At 35.7% G+C, this 370-nt stretch carries 2 protein-coding genes; both read right to left on the bottom strand.

Annotated elements, in window-relative coordinates:
* Positions 1-64 precede the first annotated feature (64 nt).
* Positions 65-208 (bottom strand): class I lanthipeptide, encoded by a 144-nt coding sequence (locus DCO46_RS23025; RefSeq protein ID WP_165828979.1) that lies wholly within the window; start codon positions 206-208, stop codon positions 65-67.
* A gap of 5 nt (positions 209-213) precedes the next feature.
* A complete protein-coding gene (locus tag DCO46_RS23485) occupies positions 214-357 on the bottom strand; it encodes a class I lanthipeptide (protein ID WP_165829091.1) in 144 nt (47 codons plus the stop codon).
* Positions 358-370: the final 13 nt, after the last annotated feature.

Here is a 370-nt window from a genome sequence, read left to right as displayed (position 1 = left end):
AATTCTGTAACAGCCACTTTGTTGAAAGCAAGCTTGTTGTTTGGGTTTTGTTTTTTCATTTGGATTATAGTTTTGCGATTAAGAAACTGATTACTAAGTAACATGCAGGAGAGCTTCCTCCGTCTACGTCATGCATTTGTGTGTCGTTTAATTCTGTAACAGCCACTTTGTTGAAAGCAAGCTTGTTGTTTACATTTTGTTTTTTCATTTGGATTATAGTTTTGCGATTAAGTAACTGATTACTAAGTAACATGCAGGAGAGCTTCCGCCATCTACGTCATGCATTTGTGTGTCGTTCAATTCTGTAACAGCCACTTTGTTGAAAGCAAGCTTGTTGTTTGGGTTTTGTTTTTTCATTTGGATTATAGTT

Origin of the sequence: Flavobacterium sp. HTF (assembly GCF_003105115.1) — a bacterium.
Lineage (GTDB): Bacteria > Bacteroidota > Bacteroidia > Flavobacteriales > Flavobacteriaceae > Flavobacterium.
The sequence above is the reverse complement of the archived record's forward strand: the minus strand, read 5'-3'. Positions and strand labels throughout refer to the sequence as shown.

Excerpts from the sequence above, each read along its gene's own strand:
- DCO46_RS23485 (WP_165829091.1), bottom strand. The coding sequence starts at position 357 with ATGAAAAAACAAAACCCAAACAACAAGCTTGCTTTCAACAAAGTGGCT.
- DCO46_RS23025 (WP_165828979.1), bottom strand. The coding sequence starts at position 208 with ATGAAAAAACAAAATGTAAACAACAAGCTTGCTTTCAACAAAGTGGCT.